Genomic DNA, 24,307 nt, shown 5'->3' with positions numbered 1-24,307 from the left:
ACTATTGGCTGCCACCATCAGCTTGGTTTCAACCATTGGGGTTGCCGCAGCAGGGTCGGGAAGTGCCTCTGCTGCGATAGATGGTTCGGCAACGGTGGGTGTGCAACCGAAGGCGCAGAAGCCGCGCAAGAAGTTCCTCGCTCTTCGCATCGACGAGTATGCGTTTGCTCGTTACGTTGAAGATTGGGCGGCGAAAGTCGAACGCATCGGTACAGTCAACTTTCCACGGGGCGCCGACGGCAAGCTATACGGAGACCTGCTGCTGAGCGTTGAGATTGACGCAAAAGGCGAACTAATCGATGTCGCCGTAAGAAGATCGTCCGGGAATGCTGAGCTCGATGAAGCTGCGATGAAGGTGGTAAGGCTCGCAGCACCGTATGCGCCGTTCAGCAGTGACATGCGCCGCGAGGCCGATGTCATCGTGCTTGTAAGGACGTTCTCGTTTCGGAATGACGCTCAATCGAGCCAGACGCGATCCGATCAGACGAAGGCAATAGTCGGGACCGAGTTCCGCGCGCGGGAGGATAGTCGTATTCCACCGGAGCCGGTGCCGGGACGTTCTCCGCCGGCCCTCGATATTTCCCAAGTCAGCGGCGCCCAAGGCTGCAATATGCCGCAGTACCCAGCCGCGTCGTTAGCGGGTAACGAGGTAGGTACGGTTAGGCTTTTGTTTCTCATATCGACCGGCGGCGAAGTGTTGGAATCTCGCATTGAGCAAACCAGCGGGCACGAACGGCTGGACCAGGCGGCGCTCGAAGCGCTTTCGGCATGCCGCTTTCGTCCGCTGAAAACGAACGGCGTGGTCCATAAAAGATTGGGGCGCGTGGAATTTGAATGGCGATTGGATGACTGACTCTTGGGGCGCGCGCGGCTTCGCGGCGTCAAACTTGCCTGCCGCAACCACACGTGGTCAATGACCGCAAGACTGACCTACGTCGTTGCAAGCATGAAGCCATCGAGATTCGTCGTTAAGGGGGCAGGAGTGGTTCGCAGGGTGCGGCGTCGCGTGTCGGTCACGCTCTTCCCGCTGCCTTCCAGATATTGAGCCCACCGTGGAGACGTTGAGCTTCACTTCATTCAGCCCAACATAGGCCCTTTCGTAGGGCCCTGCCGTCTCTCATCAATCGGCGCTGCTGAACTGGTGACAGCGCCTTGCGCTGCGCAGAGCCGGCCTCTGTTGCAAGGCGTGGATTGCGCCGGCGCAAAGCGGCGCCGCGAAAGCCCTCGCTACACTGCGACGAACCCTGTGCTGCCACCCAAGGAGTGACGACATGCCCGCACATCCGATGACTACGCTGCCCGGTCTTTGCCGCAGGCTCGCCTGCTCGCTGTTGGCGCTGTCTGCTCTGGTGACGTTACCAGTGCACGCCGAGGCGGATCTTTCGTCTTTGCAGTTGATCAGCAGCGGGGCGGAGGATTCGCCGGTGCCGCAGGGTCTGGTGCTGGGTGGCGTGTATATCGGTGCGAACGCGCGCTACCTGGCGCTGGACGATATGAGTCTGGTCGTGCCGGGGGGCGTGTATTTCGGTGAGCGTTTCATGTACCTCGGCGATCGTGCGCGCTACTACTTCTACCGCGAGGGTGGCTTTGCGGCCTTTGCCTACGGCCGCGTGCGCTTTGGCAACCTGGACCCGGCTGACGCGTCGGAGCTGTCCGGCATGAAGAAGCGCGAATGGGAGCCGGAGGCCGGTATTGGCGCGAACTTCGTGACGCCGTATGCGTTGCTGACGATGCGCGCGGCGAGCGATATCAGCGGCACCAGCAAGGGGCAGGAATTCCTGCTGTGGTCAGACTTCCCGATCGTGCACGGCCGCTTCCTCGTGATGCCCGGTTGCGGCGTGCTGTGGCGTTCGAGCAAGCTGGCGAACTACTACTTCGGTGGTGTGTCGGCCGATGAGGCACGGCCGGATCGGCCGCAGCACGACACCGGCGCGACCTGGTCGCCGATGCTGAGCCTGATCACCAGCTACCGCTTCGACCGCCACTGGCTCGGCACCGTGTCGGGCAACCTCGAGCATTTCGACAGCGGCACCGCGAAGAGCCCGATCGTGGGGCACGACAACGAAGTGACGGTGATCGCCGGCGTTGGCTACATCTGGTGATGCCGGCCTAAAGCCCTGACGTGGGCTCGCTGACGCGGGCCTGTGTATGCTTTCGGCTTCCGACGAGGAGGCCCGACCATGCGCCGTTCTTTTGTCCTGCACGCTGCCGCGCTGATGCTGGGCGCACTGGCGGTTATCCCGGCATCTGCCGACGATGCGGTGATCGCACGGGTGCTGGAGCGTATTGATGCGCGCCAGATCGCCGCGGACATCCGCACTTTGGCCGCCTTCGGTACGCGCCACACGATGTCGGAGACGGCGTCCGAAAGGCGTGGCATCGGTGCCGCCCGGCGCTGGATCAAGCAGCGACTCGACAACTGCAACGCCGAGCGCAAGGGGCGGCTCGGCGTGCGCTTCATCAGCCATGTCGAACCTGCCGGCAGGCGAATCGACAGGCCGACCGAGATCGTCAATGTCGTGGCAACGCTGCCGGGGTTCGACCCCGTCGGTCGTGAGCGGGTCTACCTCGTCAGTGGCCACTACGATTCGCGCGCCAGCGATGTGATGGACGCGAAGGCCGATGCGCCAGGCGCAAACGACGATGCATCTGGCGTTGCAGCAGTGATCGCAATGGCGTGCGCGATGGCCGATCAGCCGACCCGCGCGACGATCGTGTTCGCAGCGGTGGCGGGCGAGGAGCAGGGCCTCCTTGGCGCCGACCGGCTTGCGCGCGACGCGGCTGCGGCGCATACGCGCATCGAGGGCATGATCACCAACGACATCATCGGCAGCTCACTCGGCGACGATGGCGTGCGCCGTGCGGACACCGTGCGGCTCTTTGCCGACGGATTGACGCCCATGCTCAAGACGGTGCTGGCTAACGAACGCAACCAAGCGGGTGAAGACGCCTTCGCGAAGCAGGCTCGCGAGCAACTCGCACAGATCGCTCGCATCGGCGGTGAACACGACACGCCGACGCACCAGTTTGCTCGCGCCGTAAAACGGGCGGCGGAGCGCTGGCAGCCGGGCTTTGCGGTGCAACTCATCGCGCGGCGTGACCGCTTTCTGCGCGGCGGCGACCACCTCCCCTTTCTCGAACGCGGCTTTCCGGCGGTGCGCTTCACCGAGCCGGTGGAGGATTTTCGACACCAGCATCAGGACCTGCGCGAGACCGACGGCTATCGATACGGTGATCTGCCCGAGTATGTGGACTTCGATTACGTTGCTCGGGTCGCCCGTGCCAATGCTGCTGCGCTGGCCAGCTTGGCGCGCGCGCCCGCGGCGCCGGCTCGCGTGCTGCTCGACACTCGGTCGCTCAGCAACGATACCCGGCTGACCTGGGATGCGAGTACCGAGCGCGATGTGGCCGGCTATCGGGTGGTGTGGCGTGAAACCACCTCGCCGGTTTGGCAGTATCAGCACGACGCCGGCAACGCCCGTGAGCTGACCCTCAAGGGTGTATCGAAGGACAACTACCTGTTTGGTGTGATCGCACTCGACGCCGAGGGCAACGAGAGTGCCGCGCGCTTTGCAGGCATTGAGCCTTGACGGGCCGGGCCGCGTGACGGGCGTCACGCGGCTCACGGCAATAGCGAAATTTTAGGAATCCGCGAGCCAAGATTTAGGAACAGGCTGTCCGCCCACTTTCTATTCTCCAGTCACCCGATGCGCAGGCATCGGCTTACCCCAAGACAGAAGCTGGAGAACATCATGCAACACCCCCGTCACGACATTTACGCCTTCATCCACAAGGGCCTGCGCGCCTTCATGGCGCATACGCTGGTTCGCGTCGGCCGGCTCGATGCGCACGACAGTGCCGACATCGCCGTGGTCAGCGAAGAAGTGCGTGCCCTGCTCGATATCTGCGAGCATCACCTCGAAAACGAGAACCGCCATGTGCATCCGGCGATGGAGGCCCGCCAGCCCGGTTCCTGCGCCGATGTTGCCGCTGAGCACGAAGCGCATGCGCTGGAAATCGCACAACTGCGCTGGCTGCTCGATCGCGTGCCGGGCAACGACGAGGCTGCGCAGGGGCTCTACCGCCGCCTGTCGGATTTCGTCGGCCACAACTTCGAGCACATGGGCAAGGAAGAGCGCGACCACAACGCGGTGCTGTGGGCGCACTACAGCGACGAGGAGATCCGCGCGATCGAACACGCCATCGTGTCCGGTGAAGCGCCGGATCGCCTGCAACTGGCGATGCGCTGGATGCTGCCGCACATGACGCCGAACGAGCGTGCCGGCATGCTCGGTGGCATGCGGCGCACGGCGCCGGCGGAGGTCTTCGATGGCGTGCTGAACCTGATCCGCCCGCTGCTCGGCGGTCGCGACTGGCGCAAGCTCACGCTCGCGCTGGGCATCTGAGGAGGCGACCATGACCCGACAGGCACAACGCTGGGTGCTGCTGGCCCTGCTCTATTTCGTGTTCGCTGTGGCGCTGGGTGTGGGGATGGCGGCGAGCCATGACTTCCGTCTGCGCCCGATCCATGTGCATCTCAATCTGCTGGGCTGGGTGTCGCTCGCGCTGACCGGCTGGGTCTACACCCAGTTCCCGCGCGCCGCCGCCAACCGCGCCGCGACGCTGCATTTCTGGCTCTACAACCTCGCGCTGCCGGTAATGATGGGCGGGCTGGCCGCCTTGCTGCTCGGCACGCCTGCTGCAGAGCCGGTGGTGGCGATCAGCAGCGTGCTGGTGTTCGCGTCAGTCGTGTTGTTTGTCGTGAATGTGATCCGGCATCGTTTGCCGGCGGGCAAGGCCGCGGCCTGATGACCGTGAAGGAACGGAGGGGCGACCTTGGGTCGCCCCATTTTCGTCGTGCGTCCAGACTACAGATCGCGCAATTCAAGCGGCATGTCGACTTCGAGCCGGAACAGCCCGCGCCCGGTCTTGCGCAGGCGGATGCCGGCGTTGCGCTCGTCGAGGCGGCGTTGCAGCAGGATCAGACGGGCTTCTAGGTTGTCGCTGAGCTCCGGTAATCGGAGGTCGGGCGATACCCGCAGTTCGCGGTTGGAGAAATCTTCGCGGCCAGTGGCGGCGCGCGTCTGCAGCAAGCACCACAGGATCGCGCCTGCGACGCCCTTGATCAGGTAATCGCCGCCGATGAAGACGCTGTTGTTGGTTGCGTAGTGGCGGACTTCCAGCGCCTGGCCCACAAGTGCCGGCGCAGGTTGCGCTTCGCGTTCGGTCACCGCGGACTCCACCAGCGCCTGTTGTTGCAGCGCGTGGATCGCCGAGCCGAGCTGTGTTGCCAGTGCGACCAGGGCGTCTTCATCGTCGTAAGTGAAGCGCAGATCCTGCGGGCTTTCGACGCACAGCACGCCGAGCAGCCGGCCGTGCGCGAGCACCGGCACCGCGAGCTGGCTGTGCGGTTCAGGCAAACCGGGGAAGGGAATCTGCGCTTCGAGTGGCCACGGGTGCGCGCAGGCGCCGTCGAGTGCGGCGCGGCCGTAGCTGTACTCCATGGTCATGTGATTGATGCGGATCGGCGTGCGGTACTGCGCCGCCACGCCGATCACGCCGTCGCCGTAGGCGATCTCGGAGCCGACGCCGGTGATCGGGTATCCGCGGCTTGCCACGGTGTAGAGGCGACTACAGGCTTCTTCGGCGAACAGCAGCATCGCGTGTTCGATGCCGAAATCACTGGCGAGCGCTTCGAGTGCGGCATCCACCGCGCCATCCAGATCGATGCAGGCTGCCACGCGCGCACTGGCGCTGCGCATGGCGTTGAGCAGGTTGCGGCGCGCTTGCGGGTTGGGCAGCAGCGGGCCGGGGATGCGCTCGACACCGAGCACGCGGTACACATCCGCACCCTGCAGCTTGAAGACACCCACCATGCCGGAGTGCGATGCGATGCCGGCGAGCTTCGCCTTCATGTGCTGGAACAGAGCGCCCTCGGTTTCGGTACGCAGGTAGAGCAGTTCGATGTGGAAGCTCTCGCCGCTGATAGGGTCGATCACCAGCGCGGTGCTGCGCGGGTTGGCGAGGATGTTCTCGCGGGTCTTGTTGAAGAACTGGAAGGACAGCGCGACGTGCCGCGGATCGACGTAGTGCATCTGCGACACATAGGTCACGTTCGGCGTGCCGTCGGCGCTCGCGGTGGCGAGCACCGCCGGAATCGAGCCTTCAAGGCAGCCGCGAATCGATTCGAGCTGGATCATGGGCGCCTCGCCAGTGCTTCGCCGGCGCGCGGGCCGGGCGTCTGGCCGAACACACCGTCGGGCGTGAAGCGCACTGCCAGCAGATCGGCCGGATCACGCCAGAACACCGCGTCGACAAACTCCGGGCCCCAACCGAGCAGACCGATATCTTCGGTGAAGAGATCGAGATTGCGCCGTACGCAGGCAACGTCGCCCGGCTCCAGCGCCACGGTGCGTGCATCGCGCCCCTTGATCTGCAAGGTTTCATGCGTACTCGGGCGGCTGAAGGTCACCGCGATGCGGCCGGTGGCGGCGATGTCGCGGCACGTGGCCTCGGCGCTCTCGGCAAACAGGAACACCGTGAGCGTCGTCAGGTCATCGGCCGGCCGGCAGCCGACACCCTTCGCGATCGAAGGCACGAGGCGGCTGTCGCAGGACGCGACGGTGATCGACAGGCCGCCGACGATGAACTCGGCGACCGCGGGTGTCATCAGCGGGGCTTGGGGGGCTGCTGGCATCGGATTCCGGGGGGAAGGGGCGACCTCATCAGGCTAGCATCGGGGCGGCGCCGCGCAAGTGTCAGCCGATACCTTGCGATACGCAAAGGGCGGCTGACGCGACTCACCCTACAATCGCGGCCTTCTCGTTTTTCGGCGCAGTCGATCATGCGTGCAGCTCCCCTCCCCGCTTCCTTCTTCGGCATGGTGCTTGGTTTGTCCGGGCTCGGGCAGGCCTGGCGTCTGGCGCACCGGCTGTGGGGTGTGCCGCCCTCGATCGGCGAAGCCCTGCTGCTGCTCTCCGCCCTGGTGTGGGCGACGCTGTTGCTGGCCTACGCGGTGCAGGCGCTACGTGCGCCGGCGCATGCAGCGGCCGAGTTCAAGCACCCGGTGCAGGGCAGCACGCCGGCCCTGCTGGGCGTGGCGACGCTGCTGATGGTGCTGGCGGTGCTGCCGTATTCGCAGGCTGTGGCATGGGGGCTGGCGCTGGTCGGCATCGGCTGGCATCTGGCTTTCGCACTGTGGCATACCGGCCTGCTTTGGCAGGGCGGGCGCGAGGCGCAGCACACGGTGCCAGCGATCTACCTGCCGACGGTCGCGGGCAATTTCACCAGCGCTGCGGCGCTGGGTGCGCTTGGGCATCCGGACTGGGGCTGGCTGTTCCTTGGCGCCGGGGTGTTCTCGTGGTTCGCGCTCGAATCGCTGGTGATGCAGCGCCTGTGGCAGGGGCCGGCCGTGCCGGCGCCGCAGCGCCCGCTGATCGGTATCCAGTTCGCGCCGCCGGTGGTCTGTGCGATGGCCTGGCTGATGCTGGAGCCCGCGGGGCAGGACCATTGGCTGCTGATGCTGTGGGGTTACGGCCTGTTCCAGCTGCTGCTGGGCGTGCGGCTGCGCCGCTGGCTTGCCGCACAGCCGTTCGCGCCCTCTTACTGGGCCTACACCTTCGGCGTGGCGTCGGCGACGGTGGTTGGCCTCAAGTTGGCTATTGCGGGCGTGCCGGCGGCCGGCATGCTGGCGTTGCCAGTATTCATCGCCGCCAATCTGTTCATCGGCACGCTGGCGCTGCGTACCGCATGGCTTGGGTTCAGCGGCCGCTTGTTACCGCGCACCGTGCCCTGAAACAGAACCGCCCCTTCGTGGTGCGGTGCTCGGCGCGCTGATTCAGCGTGCTGTGCGGCGGCGGCGCGCGCCCAGCGCGACGATGCCAAGGCCGGCAAGCAGCATCGCGTAGGTCTCGGGTTCCGGCACGGCGCTGATCAGCTGGGCCTGGTAGCCGGGCAGATCGCTGTCGCTGAACGAGAACACGTAGAACTTGTTCGGATTCGCGATGCCGGCCGGGTGATTGCTGTCCGTCACGCTGGCGAGGAAGTCATTGTCGTTCGCCACGTACAGCGTGTGGCGGGTTTCGCCGCCGACCACGATGTCCTGGCCAAAGGAAAGGCCCTCGATCTTCGCCGGGATGTCGTTGGCCTTCACGCCCGCCGCGCTGAGCTTGCTGGCGAAGTCCAGCACCAGCGTCTTGCCGACGGCCTTGCTGCTCAGGTCGCCACTCAGCGCGCTTACGTCCTGCGCACCGGCCAGGTCGATCTTGAAGAACTGTTTGACCGCGGCGCTGCTGTTGTCGCCGAGGCCCTTGCCGTCGCGCTCGTCGATCAGGAACTCGTGGTCGTTGATCGCGACGATCTCGCTCACGCCACTGCCGGTCGTGAGCTTGTAGGCGTACTGGCGGGTTGCGCCGCTGGCGATGTCGATCGTCACGATGCGCACGTTCTTCTTCGTGTCCTGTTCCAGCGGCGCCTGCATGATGCCGACGAGGGTCTTGCCGTCCGGCGTGATCGCGAGGCCTTCCATACCCTTGTTCGCGACACGGCCGATCGTGTTGCCTGCAATTTCGACGTCACCCTTCGGGCTCAGGTTCGTCACCGCCAGGTTGGCCGGCAGCGCAAAGCTGTTGATGCGTGCGCCGGTCGCGCGGTCGAACTGATACACGTAGGGGCCGTACTCGTCGGAGACGAACACGCTCTTGCCATCGTTCGACACGCGGATGCCTTCCGGGTCGAGGCGGGCGTTGTTCGCGCTCGTCGAGGGCTGCGCGGCGTTGAAGTTGTCCGAACGCCCGCTGAAGTAGTACTTGCCGGCGCTGTTTTGCGCCAGTGCGCCATTGCCGACGCCAAGCCCGGCGCCGCTGCCGTAGGCCAGCGCGCTGTTGCTGTACAGCAGCGTCGTGGCGCTGAGCGTCGGCGTCAGCGTGTAAGGCAGCGCACCGGAGGCCGACGCCGTCAGCTTCATCGTCACCGTCTGCAGGCGCGGGATGTAGCTGGTCGTGTCGTCGATCGCGCTGTTGTAGCCCACGGCATTCGGGCCGCGATCCGGCAGCGCGATGAAGGTATTGCCACCCGCCCACGCCAGGCCAGAACCGAGGCCACCGAGGATGTTGGCCGCAACGCCGTTCTCCAGCGCGCCGGTCAGGCCAGACAGATCGGCGAAGGAACCGGCAGCGCTACCGTTCAAGTCGCCAACGGCAATCAGATCAAAGCCGGCGAGGGCGGGCGTGGTGATGGCTGCGAGCAAGGCGGCGATCAGGGTCTTCTTGTGCATGGTGGAAATCCGTCGGGGTCGGGTGAGTGGATTGCCCTGTTAGCAGGTCGCGGCGACAGGGCCGGAAGAGCCTGCGTCGACGCGATGACGTGCTTGTGACGGCACCCTTGGCTGGGTATCGCGTGCGTGATATCCGTCACGAAGTGCGCCCGCATGCCCGCCTTGCTTCCGCGCGAGCGCCGTCTATACCCAACAGACCGGCCGTCCGGTCGGCACCCTCATGAGGAGTAACGTGATGCGTACGATCTTTCGCTATGCGTTGTGTGCCGTACTTGCGCTGATGGCCGGTGCTGCACTCGCTCAGGACAAGCAGTACAAGGAAGGCACGGTCTTGGAGCAGAGCTTCATCAAGGTCAAGCCCGGCAAGTTCAGCGACTACATCGCCTACCTCGCGGGGCCTTACAAGACGCTGATGGAGGCGCGCAAGAAGGCCGGGCTGATCACGGTCTATGCGGTGTATTCGGTCGCGGCACGCAACCCGAACGAGCCGGATCTGATCCTGACGACCACCTACCCGAACTGGGCGGCGCTTGATCGGGTTGCCGAGGACGAGGCGGTGTCGGCCAAGGTGATGGGCACGATGAAGCAGATGGAGCAGGCCGGCGCCGACCGTGGCGTGATGCGTGAGGTACTCGGCGCGCAGATGATGCAGGAGTTGATCCTCAAGTAGCGGGAACGACCTCGGCACGCGACCGGTGTGAGGTGCGCGGGCGCAGATCGCCCGCGCCCTTCAACGTGTTCAGGCTGGGTCGGTCGTCGCGCGCGGGTTGAATCGCCACTCGCTGAGGATCACCGCGAACACCACCAGCGCGCCGCCGAAGGCGCCGCGCAGGCCGAGCGATTCGGCCAGCCACAGCCAGCCAAACAGCGCGGCGAAGACCGGTTCCATCGCGTAGATCACGGTCGCTTTCTCGGCCGAGATATGGCGCTGCGCGACGGCTTGCAGGAACAGCATGCCGGCACTCGCAACGACGCCGAGGTAGAGGATCGGTACCAGCGCCGGCGTCAGCCGCGCTGGTAGCGTGGCGAGCCGATCGCCGCCAAACCCGGCGACGAACATCCAGACTACGGCGAAGCCCGCCATCAGCACGATCTGCGTGGCGGCCAGCGTGCGCGGGTTGTGCTGCGCAGCGCGGCGCGACAGCAAAATCACGTAGACCGCATAGGCCAGCGCACAGACCAGCGTTGCAGCGTCGCCGATCCAGTGGCCGCCGCCTTCCCAAGACAGCAGCCCGATTCCCACGCAGGCGAGTGCCGCCGCAGCGAGTACCTGCGCGCTGAGGCGGCCACCGAGCACCAAGCCGAGGAAGGGCACCATCAGCACATTGAGGCTGGTGATGAAGGCGCTGCGGTTCGAGGAGATGTACTCAAGCCCGAAGGCCTGCGTGACGTAGGAGACCAGCGCAACGCCGCCCAGCAGCGCGCCGTCGCGCCAGGCCGCGCGCGGCGCTTTCAGCGCGAAGGGCAGCATCACGACGCCGGCAACCAGGAAGCGCAGCGCCGAGATCTCGACACCGCTGAGCGTGGCCGAAGCGGCCTTCATCAGCGGAAAAGTGGTACCCCAGACGAGGGTAACGAGCAGCAGCAGGACGACGTTGAGATTCACGGACGGGGCGCCGGCAAGCGGCGGGCGGGAAAGCCGCAAGTGTACCAAGCGCCGGCACTGCCCCGCGAGGGGCCGATGTGCCTGCCCGGCAGGGCTCAGAAGCTTACCGCCAGGCCAACCGACATCCCGCCGATGTTGTCGCCAAACACATAGCGGGCGACGAGGCGGGTGCGCGTGACGATGATGTCGTATGCGCTGGAGTCGAATTCGATACCGGCGCCGACCTGGCTCAGGCGCACAAAGCCCAGCGCGCCACGTTGATCGCCAAAGTACTCGGAGTGCGCGCACTCGAGCACGTAGCGCACCGGCCGATCCATCAGCCGCCACGGCGTCGGGGCGCGATAGCGTGCCCAGATGTTGGCGGTGGTCGAATTCGACTGACCACGCACGGCATCGCTGGTGTCGCTGAAGCTGTGCAGCGTCAGGTTCGTGATGCGCGCTTCGATATCGGTTTCGTGGGTATCGTAGGCCGCTTCGTAGTCGAGCATCACGCTGCCGCCAACGCCGTAGGTCTTCAGCACCCCGCCGTCGAGGAAGGCGATGTCGTGGTCGAGCTTGTATTCCAGAAACGCCCGACCAATCGAAAGATCGCTCGCCACAGCACCGAGCGAGAAGTTGAAGATCGGGCGAAGCACGAGATGCTCAGCGAGCGGGAAGTCCCAGCCGATGCCCGCCGTACCCGACAGCGAAGTCCATTTCACCGGCACCGTGCGCGTCTCGGTGCCGTTACTGGCGACGAAACTCGGGTCGTAGCGGCTGTAGGCGGCGGCGCCTTCGAGGTAGATCGGTGTTTCGCGGCTCCAGGTGAAGCCGCCGCCGAACTGCGACATCAGTAGATCCGGGTTGCCGGTTGCGTCGCTGCTGATCGACAGCGAACTGGAGGTGATGTCCGGGATAGCGGAGTAGCTCATCAGCGACAGCACGCCATTCGCCGCCCGCTGCAGATTCGCACCAGCGATGCTGAAGGGGCGCACCTGCGCGAACGCGGCCGGCGCGACGAGTGCCAGGGCGAGGGCGGACAGGGCGAAGCGATGAGCAAGCATCGGGACAGGCTCCGGGGTCGGGCCGCAGCCGCGGCACGTACGGCAACGGCTTGCGCGATCGATCTGGATGTTAGCCGGACGCTAGCACAGCACGGCGTCGCGCGTGTTGCGGCGATGCCGCTCAGCGCTCGTCCGGCTTCGTTACCTGCACCCGGCAATGCGCGGATTCGAGCAACACCGCGGTATCACTGTTTTCGTTGCGCAGCAGGCAGCTTCCACCCGCCACGACCAGGCGCAGCCGGTGGGGTTCGAAGCGCGCGCGATCGGCCAGCGGCAGATCGAGCAGCGAGCGGCGCGGCATGCGCTCCAGTGTCAGCCGGCTGTCCTGCGTAAAGGCATCGGGTGCCAGCAGCACCGGTGTGCCGCCAAGCAGGCTGCTGGCTGCCGCGCGCACTTCGGCGCGCGCCTCGGCGTCCGGCTCGATCAGCAGTGCATCATGCTCGGCCAGCTGCTGCGGGGTTTGGCATGCCGTGAGCGTCAGGCTCGCGAGCCCGGCGAAGATCGGCAGAGCAGTCGCGCGGTTCATGGCTGGGTCACGATGCGGTTGTCGCGCCAAGGCGCGCGTTTGCCGATGGCCGGGCCGCTGCTGAGCGCTGCGATACGGGCTTCGCGCGCCGCGGTCTGGACAGGGCAAACGCCGCTGGCGCGATAACCCAGCGCAGCCGCGAGCCGAGCCTCGGCCGGGTCGCCGAGGCCGTGTGCGAAGTCGTCCGCCACCGCGCAGCCGGGCAGGCCGGCGCTGCCGCTACCGGCGGGCACGAAGCCGTCGGCGTAGTCGCCGAAGCCGGCCGCGTTCACGCCGCGGAACTGGATCGAGAAGTAGGTCGTGCCGCAGTTGTCCTGCGGGTAGAAGCCGTAGGGCTTGCCACAAGTCGTGCTGCCGATCTGCACGACTTCGACACCGACGCCACGCAGGCCGTTGATGATGGCTTCACTGGCCGAACAGGTGCCGCTGCCAGTGAGCACATACACGCGCTTGAGGCCCAGCGTCGGCAGGTTCTGCCCGTAGGCGAGCGAGAAGCCCAGCGTGATGTTGTAGAACGGCGTGGGCGTGAGCGCGCGCCCAGTGATCGGGTCGGTGTTCGGATACTTGTCGTTGAACACCGTGCGTTCAAAGGTCTTGCCGGTCGTCGTTGCAGGCCCGGCCACCATGTAGGCGAGCTGGCTGGCGATCGCGAGGTAGCCGCCGCCGTTGTAACGGATGTCGAGCACCAGATCCTTGATGCCCTGCGCCTTGAGCTGGCTGATCGCGTTCACCAGATCGGCTTCGGCCGGCGCGATGTGGTCATTGAACTGCATGTAGCCGACCTTGCCGTCCGCGGTATCCAGCGTGCGGGTGTTCATCACCGAACTCAACGTCACGGCGGTCGAGGTCAGCACCACATCGCGGGTGGTGTTGGTCGCCGGGTCGCGGACGGTCAGCGTATGCGTGGCGCCAACTTGATCCGGGAACATCGCTGCGTTGAGCCCATCCACGTTGCTGCTGTAGATCACGTCGATGCCATCGGCTGCGATGACTTCCATGCCGCGCGTGACGCCCGCCGCTTCGGCCGGCGAACCCGGCTGCAGGTAGGCGACGCGGATCTCGCGTGGCGCCTTGCGCGAAATGCTGCTCCATTCCACGCCGTAGCCGGCGGTCACACCGGACTGCGATTCCGCGATCCACTTGTCGGTGGCGTAGGTGAAGTGAAACTGGTCTTTCTCGCGGCCGCTGGGTGTCAGCGCCGGTGTCTTCAACACATCGAAGTAGTCCTGCGGCGTGGCGTAGGCGCTCGCATCCGGATCGGGCACTTCCGAGTACCAAAGGTAGAACTCATGGATCCAGGAACGCAGCCAAGCCTTCTCGGTCGCCGCGCTGCCGGCCTTGTCGGCATACGGCTGGCCGGTAGCCGGGTTGCTGCCGCTGCGCGGGGCAATGCACTGTGCGGCGAGTGTGCCGGAGGGAGGGAAATCCTTGCTCGTGCTACCGCCCGATGAGCCGCCTCCGCCGCCACCACAGGCAGCGAGCAGCAGGGCGAGGCAACTGGCAGCAAAGGCGGTACGGGAAGCGTGCATCGGTGTCGGGTGCTTGTCGGGGGCAATCGGCCATTCTGCCGCAACTCACGTCGCCCCGAAGCTCGACTGGCGCACAGGTTTGATGCCGGGCAACGCCTGCCTTCGGCCGGCTCTCACGAATCAACGCCAGCCTGATCGGGCCCTGTGGCGCGCTACAACCCCGGCACCGGATTGCTTCCCGCCACGAGCTCCAGCGTGTCGCCCTGCAAGGCGTAGCGCGCCTGCGTCGCGATCTTCACGGCAGGCGGGCGTTTGCCGTCGTCGTCGGGCGGGTCTTGGGTCTGGCCCTTGAAGTCGATCACTACCTGCCCTTGCCGAACCGCCCATTTGCTGGAGACATCGAAGCAGGGCTGCGTTGCGCCAAGTTCCGGGTCGGCGTTATCGCAGTCGCCCACCGCGCCTGAGTTCTCAGCTTCGAGCGGAATGCCGGGCGTCAGTGACTTCGCTTTGCCAGGCCAGAAGCCGAAGGCTTCCAGCCAGCTGCCGCAGTTGCCCTGCCAGCAACTGCCCCATTCTGCGAACACCACGAAGGCGTTGCCGAGGCGTTCGACGCGCGTGGTGCCGATCGCACCGTTCACGCCAGACGTACCGACGCTGTCCTGCCGCGCATCGAGCCGCCAGCCCTTGTCGTCGTGGCTGAAGAAATAGGCGCCGAGGTTGGCGGAGCAGGCGTGGCAGTTCACCGGTTCGCCGTGCTCATCGACCGCCACCGTCTCGGTCACCATCACGGCGTGCGTGTCGTCGAGCCGAACCACATGCAAGGGGCTGACACGCGCCTCGGTTTCGTCGGTCTTGTCCGACTGCGACGAGTCGGCCGGTAAGGACACCGTCTGGTTCGCCGCCTTGCCCTTCGGTGCCCAGGTCGGGAACACGAGGCGCATCAGCCCGTTGCGGTCGAGCGTTTTCGCGTGGGGTACTTCCGGCCCGCAGGCGGCGAGGCAGAGCGACAGGCAACACCAGAACAGGTAACGCATGGCAGCAAGGGCGAATTGCGGGAGCGGCGGATTATGCCCCCGGCGTATCGCGCCAGCCTGCCTACATGTTCCTGCGGTACTGCCCGCCGACCTCGAACAGCGCATTCGTGATCTGGCCGAGCGAGCAGCAGCGCACGGCGTCCATCAGCACTGCGAACACGTTTTCGTCGTGGATTACCGCTTCCTTCAGGCGCGCGAGCATCGCTGGCGATGCCTCGGCGTGGCGGGCATGGAAGCTGGCGAGGCGCGCGAGCTGAGACTGCTTTTCGTCTTCGGTCGAGCGCGCGAGTTCCAGCTTCTCGAGCACCGCATCGCCATGCGGGTTGCGGAAGGTGTTCACGCCGACGATCGGGTAGCTGCCGTCGTGCTTCTTGTGCTCGTAGGTGAGCGACTCTTCCTGGATCTTGCCGCGCTGGTAACCGGTTTCCATCGCCCCGAGCACGCCGCCGCGCGCGGCGATCGCCTCGAACTCCTTGAGCACCGCCTCTTCGACCAGATCGGTCAGCTCGTCGATCAGGAAGCTGCCCTGGTTGGGGTTCTCGCACTTCGCCACACCCCACTCGCGGTTGATGATCAGCTGGATCGCCATCGCGCGCCGCACGCTGTCTTCGGTCGGCGTGGTGATCGCTTCGTCGAAGGCGTTGGTGTGCAGCGAGTTGCAGTTGTCGTAGATCGCAATCAGCGCCTGCAGCGTGGTGCGGATGTCGTTGAAGTCGATCTCCTGCGCGTGCAGCGAACGGCCGGAAGTCTGGATGTGGTATTTGAGCTTCTGGCTGCGCTCGTTGGCGCCGTACTTCTCGCGCATCGCCACCGCCCAGATGCGGCGCGCGACGCGGCCCAGCACGGCGTATTCCGGGTCCATGCCGTTGGAAAAGAAGAAGCTCAGGTTCGGCGCGAAGTCGTCGATGTGCATGCCGCGCGCCAGATACGCCTCGACATAGGTGAAGCCGTTCGCGAGCGTGAAGGCGAGCTGCGAGATCGGGTTCGCGCCGGCCTCGGCGATGTGATATCCGCTGATCGACACCGAGTAGAAGTTGCGCACATCGTGCTCGACGAAGTACTGCTGGATGTCGCCCATCACCTTCAGCGAGAACTCGGTCGAGAAGATGCAGGTGTTCTGGCCCTGGTCTTCCTTCAGGATGTCGGCCTGCACCGTGCCGCGCACCGTGGCGAGCGTCCACGCGCGGATCTTCTCGATCTCGTCCTCGGTCGGCGCGCGGTGGTTGTCGGTTTCGAACTTCTCCAGCTGCTGGTCGACCGCCGCGTTCAGGTACATCGCAAGGATCGTCGGCGCCGGGCCGTTGATCGTCATCGATACGCTGGTGTTCGGCGCGCAGAGGTCGAAGCCTGAGTACAGCACCTTCAGGTCGTCCAGCGTCGCGATCGACACGCCGGAGTTGCCGACCTTGCCGTAGATGTCCGGCCGCAGATCCGGGTCGTTGCCGTACAGCGTCACCGAGTCGAAGGCGGTGGAAAGCCGCTTGGCCGGCATGCCTTCGGAGAGCAGCTTGAAGCGGCGGTTGGTGCGGAACGCGTCGCCCTCGCCGGCGAACATCCGCGTCGGGTCTTCATTCTCGCGTTTGAACGCGAACACGCCCGCGGTGTAGGGATAGGCGCCGGGCAGGTTCTCGCGCATCAGGAAGCGCAGCAGCTCGCCGTGGTCCTCGTACTTCGGCAGCGACACCTTGCGGATGAAGTTGCCGGATAGGGTTTCGGACACCAGCCGTGTGCGGATCTCCTTGTCGCGGATCTTCACGACGTACTCGTCGCCGGCGTAGGACGCAGCCACCTGCGGCCAGTCGGCGAGCAGCTTCTTCTCATGCGCGCCGAGCTGCGCATCGCGCTCGGCGATCAGTTCATGCAGATCGGCCGCCTTGCCGCAGGCGGCCGCCATCGCCTTCGCCGCGGCCAGCTGCTGGCGTTCGCGCGCGACGCGGCTCTGCGTGGCAACGCGCTTGTGGTAACCGCGCAGTGTGTCCGAAATCTCCGCGAGGTAGCGGCTGCGCTCTGGCGGCACGATCGGCGTCTGGTGCGTTGAGTGGCGCACATGCACCACCGGCAGGCGGCCCGCTTCGAAGTGCAGGCCCAGCCCCTGCAGCTCGGCGCGTACCGCCTGGTACAGCGCGGTCACGCCGTCGTCGTTGAAACGGCTCGCCTGCGTGCCGAACACCGGCATCTCGTGCGGGCGCTGGTTGAAGGCCTCGCGGTTGCGCTGCACCTGCTTGGCCACATCGCGCAGCGCATCGGCCGCGCCCTTGCGGTCGAACTTGTTGATCGCGACGAAGTCGGCGAAGTCCAGCATGTCGATCTTCTCGAGCTGGCTCGCGGCGCCGAACTCCGGCGTCATCACGTACAGCGAACGGTCGACATGCGGCACCACCGCCGCGTCGCCCTGGCCGATGCCGGAGGTCTCGACGATCACCAGATCGAATCCGGCGAGCTTGCAGGCGGCAATCACCTCGGGCAGCGCGGCGGAGATCTCGCTACCCGTATCCCGTGTTGCCAGCGAGCGCATGTAGAGGTTCGCGTGCTCGATTGCGTTCATGCGGATGCGGTCGCCGAGCAGCGCCCCGCCGGTGCGTTTGCGCGAAGGGTCGACGGCGATTACCGCGATCTTCATGCGGTCCGCCTGATCGAGGCGGAAGCGGCGGATCAGCTCGTCGGTCAGCGAACTCTTGCCCGAGCCGCCGGTGCCGGTGATGCCCAGGCGCGGTGTGGTCAGAGATTCGGCTTCGCGCAGGATCGCCTCGCGCGCAGACGGCGCCGCCGTGCCCGCCTCCAGCGCGGTGATCGTGCGCGCCAGCAGGCGCCGGTCGCCGCCGCGCAGGCCGGCGAGCAGCGCGCCGGTATCGGTCGGCAGCTCACGCGCGATCTCGAAATCCGCCTTCGCCACCACATCGTTGATCATGCCCTGCAGGCCCAGCGCCGCGCCGTCTTCCGGCGAGTAGATCCGCGTCACGCCGTAGTCCATCAGCTCGCGCGCCTCGGCCGGCACGATCACGCCGCCGCCACCGCCGAACACCTTGATGTGCCCCGCGCCCGCCTCGCGCAGCAGGTCGACCATGTACTTGAAGAACTCCACATGCCCGCCCTGGTACGAGGTGATCGCGATGCCCTGCACATCCTCCTGCAGCGCCGCGTTCACGATCTCGCCCACCGAGCGGTTGTGGCCCAGGTGGATCACCTCGCAGCCGGTCGCCTGCAACAGCCGCCGCATGATGTTGATCGAGGCGTCATGGCCGTCGAACAGCGCCGCGGCGGTGACGAAGCGGACACGGCGCTTCGTCTTGTACGGGGCCAACTGGGTGTGGACGCGCGGGTCGGTCATCGGAGTTCTCCAGTGCCCGCATCGTGAAGAATCGGCGGGCTTCCTGTGAAAGTAGCCGCCCGCACATCGCAGTGCCAGTGCCGGATTGGCCGCCGATCGTGCAAACTCCGCCAATCGCTTTCGCGCTTCAGTTGGCTTGTCATGCACGCGACAAATCCCGAACTCCCGCCGCCCTCGCGCGCCACCGTGGCGATCGGCTTCGTGCTGGGCATGCTGGCGGGCGCGTCGGCCCAGGGGCGCGATCCAGTGCAGCTTGCCGCCGAAGTCGGCATCGACGCCGCCCTGCTGGCCGACCCCGCGGCCCGTGTGCCCCTGGCCCACTACGCTGCGCTCTACAACCATGTCGCGGCCACGCTTGACGACGAGGCCTTCGGGCTATTCCCCTTGCCGATGCGGGTGGGCAGTTTTGAATTCCTGTGCCGGGGCGTGCTGAGCGCCGCAACGCTGGGCGAAGCGCTGGCGCGCGCGGCGCGCTTCCTGCGGCTGGTGCTGCCCGATGTGTCGATCACGGTGGTGCGAAGCGGCGAACAAGCGCAGCTTACGATCTGCGAGCGCCAGCCCTTTGCGGTGGACCGCGTGTTCAGCTTCGAATGGCTGCTGCGCCTGCTGCACGGGTTGTCGTGCTGGCTGGTGGGGCGCGGCATCGCGCTCGACGCGGTGGACTTCCCCTACCCGCCGCCGGCGCATGTCGCCGACTACACGCTGATCTACACCGCGCACAGCCGCTTCGCAGCGTCGGGTGGTTCAACGGCTACGCCACTGGTGGTGCCGCTTGTTGCCCCGCTGGTCGCCCACTTCGCCGCCAACCTGCTCGATCTGCCCCTGCGGCGCGACGAAGCCGCGCTCGCCCGCTTCCTCGCCGGCGGGCCGGGGCGGCTCACCACCCTCTACCGTCGCGACCGCGAAATGGTCACCCGCGTGCGCGACCTGCTGCGCGAAGCCCTGCCCGAACTCCCCACGCTCGAAACCGTGGCCGCCCGCCTGCACCTCTCACCCCGCACCCTCGCGCGCCGGCTCGAAGCCGAAGCCTCCAGCTTCCGCGCCATCCGCGAAGCCCTGCGCCGCGACCTCGCCCTCGCACGCCTGGGGCAGACCGACGTGCCTGTCGCCACGCTCGCCGCCGAACTCGGCTACGCCGAACCGTCGGCCTTCTTCCGCGCATTCGTTGGATGGACAGGGCAATCGCCGAGTGCTTGGCGGCGGGCGCGCCAGCTTGGCTAATCGCGAGCCACAAGTGGGCGTTGTGTTACTGCTGTTCGAATGAGAAGTGCAGGTCCGAGGTGAATGGCGCAGTTGTACGGCTGCCTGTTGATTCGCCAAAGCAATCAGTTGGGCACGTACTTCAAGCCGTCACTGACCGCTCAAATGCGGAACCGCGGGCCTTAACGAGCGACACCGGTCGCTCACTCGGCCGTATCCGCCGGTTTTTCATACAGCTCATGAAGGTTGAAAGCCGGTCGGTAGAGGACTGGGCAAGCAGCGTCGACGTTTGCTGCGTCAATTTCGACCACATAGTGTCCGAAGCGTGGATCACACCAAAGCATCACGCCGTAAATGACCGTCCATTCCGTTAGCTCAAGGAGGCCACCAATTATCTGGTGTGAATCTCGGCAGATGTCTTCGCGGGGATGCACTACCACGCCTTGCACTTCCCATGATGGCGCCACCAAGGGATAGTCCGGTGCCGGCCCAAGGTCGAAGTTGTGAACGACTGTCCTCGATTCGCCCTTGTGTTCCTCGAAATTGCGCAGTTCCACAATGCGCCGAATGAACTCACGATTTAGGGCGACCAATTCAGTCAGCGGCGCGTCCGGGCCCACCTTCGCTTCGAGTTCTTTATGCAGGTGATCAAAGTTTGAGTGCTTTCGGTCGAGATCGACGAAACAACTCGTTAGATCGCAGATCGTGCGGACATGTCGATTTGCCTTAACCAAAAACTCAGCACACAACGCCTCCAGGTCGTTTACGTGCGGGAAGGGGTTGATCGCCCTGGCATCTTTCGACCACCTAACGCCTTCCGCGTCGACTGCATCGACAATGGTGTGTACCGCCTTGTGCAGTTTTAACATGGCTGCCTCGCAGGCGAGTAACCCCTCTTTTGCCCGATGCAGAATGTCGAGTGCCGCGTTGTCGTCGATCTTCCTTGTGACCACGACCTCTTTTAAGAACCGGCGGGACTGAATGATCAGGCGAGCAACTATCGGGTGCGCACAACCAACCGCAGCTGTGTCCTGCACGAGCCAGGGCGCATTTGGATCAGAGTTCGAGGGGTCAACGGAGTCGGGCGTTCGAATCCGAAAGGTTTTGTCTGCTTTGTAGACTTCCATGAAGCTACCGAAGCTGATCATGTGCTTGATTGGGCCGGTACCGCCATTCAATTCCATCTTTCCAGCTGCATCGCGCGGTCGTTGGGCGAACGCTGGCTCTGGGGCTTGCTTGGGTGGTTGCATCGGAGATTCGCGTTAGCGTAGTCGTGCTGCGGATGATAGTAGTCGAGAGCTCGAGCTGTGGCGCCACGTACGATGCCGCGGGTGTGTGGAAGCGAAAGGCCGCGTTGGTTCGTCTCGCCTGACCTCTAGGGATACGATCATCGCGGCTAGATGATCTGGATAGCCGACTGACGATTGCTCCGTTGCCGCGACCACATGATTCAGCGGAGGCGCATCCGTCGTCCGACTAGTCTCGTCACCCGGTGACGCCAAGCGGCTATTCGTAAACCAGCGGACGAGCCAATTCCTTCGGCAAGTTCCGCGCAGCTTCCGCAATCTCTCCAGCCGCTGGCAACCACAAGTAAGGCCGATCGACGCTCGGCACAAAGCCAAGTTTCTGCGCGAGTCGCCATGAGCCGGTGTTCTGTTTGCGGCAGGACCACACGGGGGTGAGGCCGTTTCGCAGGCAGTGGTCGATCAGGGCGGTGGCGGCGGTGACGGCGTGGCCCTGGTGGCGGTGGTCGGGGTGGGTTTCGATGCCGATTTCGAGTTGGTCGTCGAACACGAAGGATGCAAAGGCGCAGGCGGCGACTTGCCCGCCGGCGATGCTGCAGTAGCCGGCGCCTTCGCGCTCGAACTGTGCGGCGTCGCGCCAGAATCGGCGCGGTGCGACGCTGAAGTCGATGCGGTCAAACAGCGCTGCGTCGATTTCGATGACCGGATGCCGGGCGCAGAGGCCGGCGCGTGCGTGGGCATAGCGCGCGGCATCGAAGCGGAAGTTGGTGCGGGTGAAGAGTTGCGGGGCCTCGCCCCCCGGCGCGGCGCTGCTGGGTGTGGGTGGGAGGCCCAGCTCGGCGACGAGGGCATCGGCCAGCTGCGGCGGGCTGCACTGCAACCATTCGTCCTCCGCCCGCGCGCGTTCGCGCAGCATGGCTTGCAGTACTGCCGGGCTGGCCTGCGCGGCGTCGCCAAACAGCAGTGACATGCCGTAGGGGTGGGCGACCCAGATCAGCGCGGGTGCGCCGCTGGGGTCACGATGCACCCACACGCGGCCATCGACCTTGCGTTCGAGCACGCTGCGCGCGAACAGGTGGTTGATCGGCACTTGCCGCAGCATCGGCAGCAGGGCGGCGAACAGCGAGGGCCTCAGCGCTTCCATGGTTCTTCCATTTCGATGTTCCGGGTCATGGGCGCCGCGCGCGGAGGACTTCGCCGATTCGCTGCACGCCGCGTTCGATGGCGGCTTCGTCCACTTGCGCGATCGAGAGGCGGAAGGCCGTGCTGGCGGGCGTGTGGCCGGTCGGGTAGCAGCCGGCGCCGGGGGTGACGAGCACACCGGCGGCAGCGAGCGCGGCGATCAACTCGGCTTCATCAGTGTGGCCGCCGATCCGATTGCCATCGACTTCAACCCAGCACACATAGCCCCCTTGCGGCACGCTGCAGCGCACGCCTTCGCTAGTCAGCCAGGTGCGGGTGGCGCGGATCAGGCGCTGCATGCGGCGGCGGTATTCGGTGTGCAGGCGGCGCAGGTGGCGGTCGAACTCGCCGCTGGCGCACAGCTGCCACAGCGCGGCGGCCGGCAAGGCGCTGCCACCCAGGTCGGCGGTGCTGCGGGTGGCGGCAAGGGCGGCGATCAGCGTGGGCGATGCGGCGATCCAGCCGACCCGCAGGCCGGGGAACAGCAGCTTGGAGAAGGTGCCGACATGGATGACGAGGCCCTGCCGGTCCAGCGCCTTGAGCGGCGGCACCGCGCGGCCGAAGTACTTCATGTCTTCGGCGAAGCCGTCTTCGATGATCGGCAGCGCATGCGCTTCGCACAGGCGCATCAGCTGTTCGCGGTGCGCGATGGGGGTGGTGATGCCGGTGGGGTTCTGGAAGTTGGGCATCGTGTAGAGCGCGGCGGGCCGCTGTTGCGCGATCACCGCGGCGAGCGCGGCCAGATCGAGGCCGTCGTCGCGCATCGGCACGCCGATGGGGTTGGCGCCGTGCTGCGCGATCAGTGCGTTGGCGCAGGCGTAGCCGGGTGCTTCCACCGCGACGTTTGCGCCCGGCGCGAGCAGCGTGCGGAAGACGAGGTCGAGCCCATGCTGGGCGCCGTTGCACAGCATCACCGAATCGGCCGTGAGCGGTGCGCCGAGGCGCGCCATGCGCTCGGTGATCCACTGCCGCAGTGGTAAGTGGCCGAGTGGGCCGGGGTAGTCGAGCAGGCTGGCCGCGTCGTCCGCCACCGCAAGTTTCATCGCGCGCCGCAGCGCATGCACCGGCGCCAGGCGCGGATCGGGCGCGAGGGGGCGGAAGTCGATATCGCCGTCGCCTGCCACCGGCGCCGGTTTGGGTTGCGGCATGGGGCTGTGCAAGTGCGCTTGCCAATCGAAAGCGGTGGCCACCGCTGGCGTTGTGGCCGTAGATGCCGCCCGCTCGCGCACGCGGGTGTAGCCGCCGGCGTGGCTTTCGGCATGGCCGGACGCCTGCAACTGCGCATAGGCGCGGCACACGGTGCTGCGGTTCACACCCAGGCGCTGCGCGAGCAGCCGCGTGGGGCTCAGTACCTCGCCGGGGCCGAGCGCGCCGCTTTCGATGCGCGCCGCCAGTTGCCGGGCAATCTGCAGGTAGAGCGGTTCGGGGCGGGAACGATCGAGCGTGAGTAGCAGCATGGCCGGGTATCGGGCGGGAAGACCGGCACATCGTGACACAGCGGTGGTTGGCGAGAACCATCCAAATCAAAGCCAGACAAACCATCCAATTCCGGCTGGCAAGCAGGCACCGCTTGAGCAAACGGCGGGCGTGCCGGGCGTTTGCGCCAAGGCACAAAAGTGAGTGCCCAACGGGCCAGCGACAGGCATATAGTGGGCTTGTGTAGCGGCTGGCGGCTTCGCCGGCCGGGCCGGTCTGCGCTGCGGCCGACACGCGAATCTTGGGCAAGGCAGCCGAAGCGGAAGGAGTCCGTCATGAGCATGTCCAGCATTGACCCCGAAGACGGGCCGGACAAAGGGCCCGAATCGGAGGAGATCCGCATCATCGAGCACGCCGATGGTTTCTACTGGCTGGATCCAGGTTCGCAGGAGGAATTCGGCCCGTTTGCCACCTACGAGGACGCGCTTGCCAATTCCGACTACGGCGCCAGCGATGACGACGAAGGCACCTCGCTGCGCGAAGCGGAGGATTCGCTCGGGCTGTCGGACTGGGTGGACCCGGATACCGGCTTGCCGGCCGAGGATCATGTTCCGCGTATCTCGGACGACGATTACTGAGTGCTGTGCGGCGATGACATGAGGGCGCGGCGCTTCACGCGCCGGGTCGGTACGCTTGCGTGCGGCCACGGGAGTGCCCGGTCGCGGCCGCGTCGCGGTTCCAGGCCGAGCTGATGCAGCCGGTTGCTATTGCAACACGGTTGCAAATACAATTGCGTTCATGAAGGAAACGCAAGACATCTCCCGCCTGCTGCGCGAACGCGGCGCCCGCGTCACGCCGGCGCGGCTGCGCGTGCTCGCGCTGCTGCGCGGTGCCGAACGCGGCCTCTCGCATCACGACGTGGAAAAAGCGCTCGACGACGGCACGCCGGTCGATCGCGTGACGCTCTACCGTGTGCTCGACTGGC

Annotated in this window: 21 protein-coding genes and 1 pseudogene; 10 read left to right on the top strand and 12 right to left on the bottom strand. The window is 65.9% G+C overall.

Features of this window, described 5'->3' with window-relative positions; genetic code table 11:
• The first annotated feature begins 4 nt into the window (after window positions 1–4).
• From ACE3P0_RS17430 to ACE3P0_RS17410, 5 genes are all read left to right on the top strand, one after another.
• The gene (locus ACE3P0_RS17430; protein ID WP_374404014.1) at window positions 5–853 is read left to right on the top strand and encodes an energy transducer TonB; all 849 of its coding nucleotides are present in this window, start codon (window positions 5–7) and stop codon (window positions 851–853) included.
• Window positions 854–1,271: 418 nt separating this feature from the next.
• Complete coding sequence (locus tag ACE3P0_RS17425; protein WP_374404012.1) at window positions 1,272–2,102, top strand: MipA/OmpV family protein; 831 nt, start codon at window positions 1,272–1,274, stop codon at window positions 2,100–2,102.
• Between the two features lie 78 nt (window positions 2,103–2,180).
• A complete protein-coding gene (locus ACE3P0_RS17420) occupies window positions 2,181–3,590 on the top strand; it encodes a M20/M25/M40 family metallo-hydrolase (RefSeq protein WP_374404011.1) in 1,410 nt (469 codons plus the stop codon).
• A gap of 162 nt (window positions 3,591–3,752) precedes the next feature.
• Window positions 3,753–4,406, top strand: a complete 654-nt coding sequence (locus tag ACE3P0_RS17415; protein ID WP_374404010.1) for a hemerythrin domain-containing protein — start codon at window positions 3,753–3,755, stop codon at window positions 4,404–4,406.
• 10 nt (window positions 4,407–4,416) lie between these two features.
• Window positions 4,417–4,809: a hypothetical protein gene (locus ACE3P0_RS17410; protein ID WP_374404009.1), complete on the top strand. Its 393-nt coding sequence runs from the start codon at window positions 4,417–4,419 to the stop codon at window positions 4,807–4,809.
• Window positions 4,810–4,868: 59 nt separating this feature from the next.
• On the opposite strand, the gene ACE3P0_RS17405 is transcribed toward ACE3P0_RS17410, so the two are convergent.
• A complete protein-coding gene (locus ACE3P0_RS17405) occupies window positions 4,869–6,200 on the bottom strand; it encodes a GAF domain-containing protein (RefSeq protein WP_374404008.1) in 1,332 nt (443 codons plus the stop codon).
• Window positions 6,197–6,697: a hypothetical protein gene (locus tag ACE3P0_RS17400; RefSeq protein ID WP_374404007.1), complete on the bottom strand. Its 501-nt coding sequence runs from the start codon at window positions 6,695–6,697 to the stop codon at window positions 6,197–6,199. The genes ACE3P0_RS17405 and ACE3P0_RS17400 overlap by 4 nt, the downstream gene beginning before the upstream one ends.
• A gap of 147 nt (window positions 6,698–6,844) precedes the next feature.
• Between ACE3P0_RS17400 and tehA the strand changes: the two genes are divergently transcribed.
• Window positions 6,845–7,795 (top strand): dicarboxylate transporter/tellurite-resistance protein TehA, encoded by a 951-nt coding sequence (tehA, locus tag ACE3P0_RS17395; protein WP_374404006.1) that lies wholly within the window; start codon window positions 6,845–6,847, stop codon window positions 7,793–7,795.
• 42 nt (window positions 7,796–7,837) lie between these two features.
• Here tehA and ACE3P0_RS17390 read toward each other — a convergent pair whose 3' ends face one another.
• Window positions 7,838–9,274: an esterase-like activity of phytase family protein gene (locus tag ACE3P0_RS17390; RefSeq protein ID WP_374404005.1), complete on the bottom strand. Its 1,437-nt coding sequence runs from the start codon at window positions 9,272–9,274 to the stop codon at window positions 7,838–7,840.
• 235 nt (window positions 9,275–9,509) lie between these two features.
• Here ACE3P0_RS17390 and ACE3P0_RS17385 point away from each other — a divergent pair, with 235 nt between their 5' ends.
• On the top strand, window positions 9,510–9,944 hold the full coding sequence (locus ACE3P0_RS17385) for a hypothetical protein (protein ID WP_374404004.1): 435 nt from the start codon (window positions 9,510–9,512) through the stop codon (window positions 9,942–9,944).
• Between the two features lie 69 nt (window positions 9,945–10,013).
• Here the strand turns inward: ACE3P0_RS17385 and ACE3P0_RS17380 are convergent, their stop codons facing one another.
• The 6 genes from ACE3P0_RS17380 to icmF all read right to left on the bottom strand — a co-directional run bounded on the left by ACE3P0_RS17380 (window position 10,014) and on the right by icmF (window position 18,280).
• Window positions 10,014–10,880: a DMT family transporter gene (locus ACE3P0_RS17380; protein WP_374404003.1), complete on the bottom strand. Its 867-nt coding sequence runs from the start codon at window positions 10,878–10,880 to the stop codon at window positions 10,014–10,016.
• Window positions 10,881–10,975: 95 nt separating this feature from the next.
• Complete coding sequence (locus ACE3P0_RS17375; protein WP_374404002.1) at window positions 10,976–11,923, bottom strand: hypothetical protein; 948 nt, start codon at window positions 11,921–11,923, stop codon at window positions 10,976–10,978.
• A gap of 121 nt (window positions 11,924–12,044) precedes the next feature.
• Complete coding sequence (locus ACE3P0_RS17370; protein ID WP_374404001.1) at window positions 12,045–12,449, bottom strand: hypothetical protein; 405 nt, start codon at window positions 12,447–12,449, stop codon at window positions 12,045–12,047.
• A complete protein-coding gene (locus ACE3P0_RS17365; RefSeq protein WP_374404000.1) occupies window positions 12,446–13,978 on the bottom strand; it encodes a S41 family peptidase in 1,533 nt (510 codons plus the stop codon). The genes ACE3P0_RS17370 and ACE3P0_RS17365 overlap by 4 nt, the downstream gene beginning before the upstream one ends.
• Before the next feature lie 152 nt (window positions 13,979–14,130).
• Window positions 14,131–14,952, bottom strand: a complete 822-nt coding sequence (locus tag ACE3P0_RS17360; RefSeq protein ID WP_374403999.1) for a hypothetical protein — start codon at window positions 14,950–14,952, stop codon at window positions 14,131–14,133.
• 61 nt (window positions 14,953–15,013) lie between these two features.
• A complete protein-coding gene (gene icmF / locus ACE3P0_RS17355) occupies window positions 15,014–18,280 on the bottom strand; it encodes a fused isobutyryl-CoA mutase/GTPase IcmF (protein WP_374403998.1) in 3,267 nt (1,088 codons plus the stop codon).
• Between the two features lie 141 nt (window positions 18,281–18,421).
• Between icmF and ACE3P0_RS17350 the strand changes: the two genes are divergently transcribed.
• Complete coding sequence (locus ACE3P0_RS17350; protein ID WP_374403997.1) at window positions 18,422–19,501, top strand: AraC family transcriptional regulator; 1,080 nt, start codon at window positions 18,422–18,424, stop codon at window positions 19,499–19,501.
• A 182-nt stretch (window positions 19,502–19,683) separates the two neighbouring features.
• Here the strand turns inward: ACE3P0_RS17350 and ACE3P0_RS17345 are convergent, their stop codons facing one another.
• The 3 genes from ACE3P0_RS17345 to ACE3P0_RS17335 all read right to left on the bottom strand — a co-directional run bounded on the left by ACE3P0_RS17345 (window position 19,684) and on the right by ACE3P0_RS17335 (window position 23,363).
• Complete coding sequence (locus tag ACE3P0_RS17345) at window positions 19,684–20,664, bottom strand: hypothetical protein (protein ID WP_374403996.1); 981 nt, start codon at window positions 20,662–20,664, stop codon at window positions 19,684–19,686.
• Window positions 20,665–20,986: 322 nt separating this feature from the next.
• Window positions 20,987–21,868: a GNAT family N-acetyltransferase gene (locus tag ACE3P0_RS17340; RefSeq protein WP_374403994.1), complete on the bottom strand. Its 882-nt coding sequence runs from the start codon at window positions 21,866–21,868 to the stop codon at window positions 20,987–20,989.
• Window positions 21,869–21,893: 25 nt separating this feature from the next.
• On the bottom strand, window positions 21,894–23,363 hold the full coding sequence (locus ACE3P0_RS17335; RefSeq protein ID WP_374403993.1) for a PLP-dependent aminotransferase family protein: 1,470 nt from the start codon (window positions 23,361–23,363) through the stop codon (window positions 21,894–21,896).
• Between the two features lie 294 nt (window positions 23,364–23,657).
• Here ACE3P0_RS17335 and ACE3P0_RS17330 point away from each other — a divergent pair, with 294 nt between their 5' ends.
• Window positions 23,658–23,960, top strand: a complete 303-nt coding sequence (locus tag ACE3P0_RS17330) for a hypothetical protein (protein ID WP_374403992.1) — start codon at window positions 23,658–23,660, stop codon at window positions 23,958–23,960.
• Window positions 23,961–24,120: 160 nt separating this feature from the next.
• A pseudogene (locus ACE3P0_RS17325) lies at window positions 24,121–24,307 on the top strand (transcriptional repressor); the annotation flags it as partial.

The organism is Niveibacterium sp., assembly GCF_041909475.1.
Taxonomy (GTDB): Bacteria; Pseudomonadota; Gammaproteobacteria; order Burkholderiales; family Rhodocyclaceae; genus Niveibacterium.
The sequence above is the reverse complement of the archived record's forward strand: the minus strand, read 5'-3'. Positions and strand labels throughout refer to the sequence as shown.